Below are 3582 nucleotides of genomic sequence, written 5' to 3'. Positions count from 1 at the left end.
GCACGCTGTTGGGTCCTGAGGGACCGGATGCGATCTTCGGATCGTTTCTGTACCTCTGGGCCTCTTGTTGTTTCCCCTGTGGGGGTGGCGAGAAGGGGTACCGCCCGTACTTTGAGAACTACACAGTGGACGCGAGCATCTTGCAGCCGGCTTCGGTCGGTTGCACAAGATGATCTTAAAGATCATTAGTCAATTTCATGCCAGGCCTTTGGGTCTGGTGTCGATTCTGATTCAAACTCATGTGATTTCAAGTCTTTAAGAGCAAACGGTGGATGCCTTGGCATCTGGAGCCGAAGAAGGACGTAGCAATCTGCGATAAGCCTCGGGGAACTGATAAGCAAGTTTTGATCCGAGGGTGTCCGAATGGGGAAACCCCGCTGGGCGGCGTGCCGACCTAGTGACTCCCGCCTGAATATATAGGGCGGGTAGAGGGAACGTGGGGAAGTGAAACATCTCAGTACCCACAGGAAGAGAAAGCAACCGCGATTCCGTTAGTAGTGGCGAGCGAAACCGGAACAGGCTAAACCTAGCGTGTGTGATAGCCGGCAGGCGTTGCACGTTGGGGGTTGTGGGACTTTTCAGTCATCTCTGCCGAGATGGCGGCGTTACACGATGGTATAGACGAACGGTCTTGAAAGGCCGGTCATAGAGGGTGCCAACCCCGTAGTCGAAATGCCAACCGTGGCGCGAAGAGTATCCCAAGTAGCACGGGGCCCGTGAAATCCCGTGTGAATCTGTCAGGACCACCTGATAAGCCTAAATACTCCCAGATGACCGATAGCGGACAAGTACCGTGAGGGAAAGGTGAAAAGTACCCCGGGAGGGGAGTGAAATAGTACCTGAAACCGTTTGCTTACAAACCGTTGGAGCAGCCTTAGTAGCTGTGACAGCGTGCCTTTTGAAGAATGAGCCTGCGAGTTAGCGATATGTGGCGAGGTTAACCCGTTGAGGGGTAGCCGTAGCGAAAGCGAGTCTGAATAGGGCGATTCAGTCGCATGTCCTAGACCCGAAGCGAAGTGATCTATCCATGGCCAGGTTGAAGCGACGGTAAGACGTCGTGGAGGACCGAACCCACTTAGGTTGAAAACTGAGGGGATGAGCTGTGGATAGGGGTGAAAGGCCAATCAAACTTCGTGATAGCTGGTTCTCTCCGAAATGCATTTAGGTGCAGCGTTGCGTGTTTCTTGCCGGAGGTAGAGCTACTGGATGGCCGATGGGCCCTACAAGGTTACTGACGTCAGCCAAACTCCGAATGCCGGTAAGTGAGAGCGCAGCAGTGAGACTGTGGGGGATAAGCTTCATAGTCGAGAGGGAAACAACCCAGACCACCAACTAAGGTCCCAAAGCGCGTGCTAAGTGGGAAAGGATGTGGAGTTGCCTTGACAACCAGGAGGTTGGCTTAGAAGCAGCCACCCTTGAAAGAGTGCGTAATAGCTCACTGGTCAAGTGATTCCGCGCCGACAATGTAACGGGGCTCAAGCACGCCACCGAAGTTGTGGCATTGACATTATTGGTAGGCCTTCGTGGTCCAGCCGTGTTGATGGGTAGGAGAGCGTCGTGTGGCCAGCGAAGCGGCGGTGTAAACCAGCCGTGGAGGCTACACGAGTGAGAATGCAGGCATGAGTAGCGAAAGACGTGTGAGAAACACGTCCTCCGAAAGACCAAGGGTTCCAGGGTCAAGCTAATCTTCCCTGGGTAAGTCGGGACCTAAGGCGAGGCCGACAGGCGTAGTCGATGGACAACGGGTTGATATTCCCGTACCGGCGAAGAACCGCCCAAGCTAATCCAGTAGTGCTAAGTGTCTGAATCCCAGTGACTGATCCCTTCGGGGTGACGCGTTGGGCCTAGCGCACGACCCCATTCTGGTGCGGTTAGCGTATTAACAGGTGTGACGCAGGAAGGTAGTCCAAGCCAGGCGATGGTTGTCCTGGTGCAAGTGCGTAGGCCGAGAGATAGGCAAATCCGTCTCTCACATAGGCTGAGACACGATGCGGATAAAAAGTGGATGATCCTATGCTGCCAAGAAAAGCATCGACGCGAGGTTCTAGCCGCCCGTACCCCAAACCGACTCAGGTGGTCAGGTAGAGAATACCAAGGAGATCGAGAGAATCGTGGTTAAGGAACTCGGCAAAATGCCCCCGTAACTTCGGGAGAAGGGGGGCCTTCGACGTATTAGGACTTGCTCCGAAAGCGTTTGGAGGCCGCAGAGACTAGTGGGTAGCGACTGTTTACTAAAAACACAGGTCCGTGCCAAGTCGCAAGACGATGTATACGGACTGACGCCTGCCCGGTGCTGGAAGGTTAAGAGGACCGGTTAGCCGCAAGGCGAAGCTGAGAATTTAAGCCCCAGTAAACGGCGGTGGTAACTATAACCATCCTAAGGTAGCGAAATTCCTTGTCGGGTAAGTTCCGACCTGCACGAATGGCGTAACGACTTCCCAACTGTCTCAACCGCGAACTCGGCGAAATTGCATTACGAGTAAAGATGCTCGTTACGCGCAGCAGGACGGAAAGACCCCGTGACCTTTACTACAGCTTGGTATTGGTGTTCGGTGTGGCTTGTGTAGGATAGGTGGGAGACTGTGAAGCATGGACGCCAGTTCATGTGGAGTCATTGTTGAAATACCACTCTGGTCACTCTGGATATCTAACTTCGAACCGTAATCCGGTTCAGGGACAGTGCCTGGTGGGTAGTTTAACTGGGGCGGTTGCCTCCCAAAAAGTAACGGAGGCGCCCAAAGGTTCCCTCAACCTGGTTGGCAATCAGGTGTCGAGTGTAAGTGCACAAGGGAGCTTGACTGTGAGACTGACAGGTCGAGCAGGGACGAAAGTCGGGACTAGTGATCCGGCAGTGGCTTGTGGAAGCGCTGTCGCTCAACGGATAAAAGGTACCTCGGGGATAACAGGCTGATCTTGCCCAAGAGTCCATATCGACGGCATGGTTTGGCACCTCGATGTCGGCTCGTCGCATCCTGGGGCTGGAGTAGGTCCCAAGGGTTGGGCTGTTCGCCCATTAAAGCGGTACGCGAGCTGGGTTTAGAACGTCGTGAGACAGTTCGGTCCCTATCCGCTGCGCGCGTAGGAAATTTGAGAGGATCTGACCCTAGTACGAGAGGACCGGGTTGGACGAACCTCTGGTGTGTCAGTTGTTCCGCCAGGAGCACCGCTGATTAGCTACGTTCGGGATGGATAACCGCTGAAAGCATCTAAGCGGGAAGCCGGCCTCAAGATGAGATTTCCATACCTTCGGGTGAGAGGCTCCCAGCCAGACTACTGGGTTGATAGGCCAGATGTGGAAGTGCAGTAATGCATGCAGCTGACTGGTACTAATAAGCCGATGACTTGATAACACACCGTTTGTTGGTGCTACGCGTCCACTGAGTGGTTCTCGATGTACGGTCGAGAACCCTACAGACAACAATGATTTGTCTATAGGTTTGATTGAAACATCAATAGTGTTTCGGCGGCCATAGCGTGAGGGAAACGCCCGGTTTACATTCCGAACCCGGAAGCTAAGCCTCACAGCGCCGATGGTACTGCAGGGGGGACCCTGTGGGAGAGTAGGACACCGCCGGACTTCTT

2 rRNA genes are annotated in these 3582 nt (G+C 54.1%); both read left to right on the top strand.

The features are described from left to right. The first annotated feature begins 245 nt into the window (after window positions 1-245). Window positions 246-3350: ribosomal RNA gene (locus tag QRN21_RS17970) — 23S ribosomal RNA — on the top strand. Window positions 3351-3459: 109 nt separating this feature from the next. Continuing rightward, window positions 3460-3577, top strand: a 5S ribosomal RNA gene (gene rrf, locus QRN21_RS17965). The last annotated feature ends 5 nt before the right edge of the window (window positions 3578-3582 follow it).

It is taken from the genome of Microbacterium sp. LMC-P-041 (genome assembly GCF_030209555.1).
GTDB lineage: Bacteria > Actinomycetota > Actinomycetes > Actinomycetales > Microbacteriaceae > Microbacterium.
Note: the sequence above shows the minus strand (reverse complement) of the source record. Positions and strands in the feature narration are given on the sequence as shown.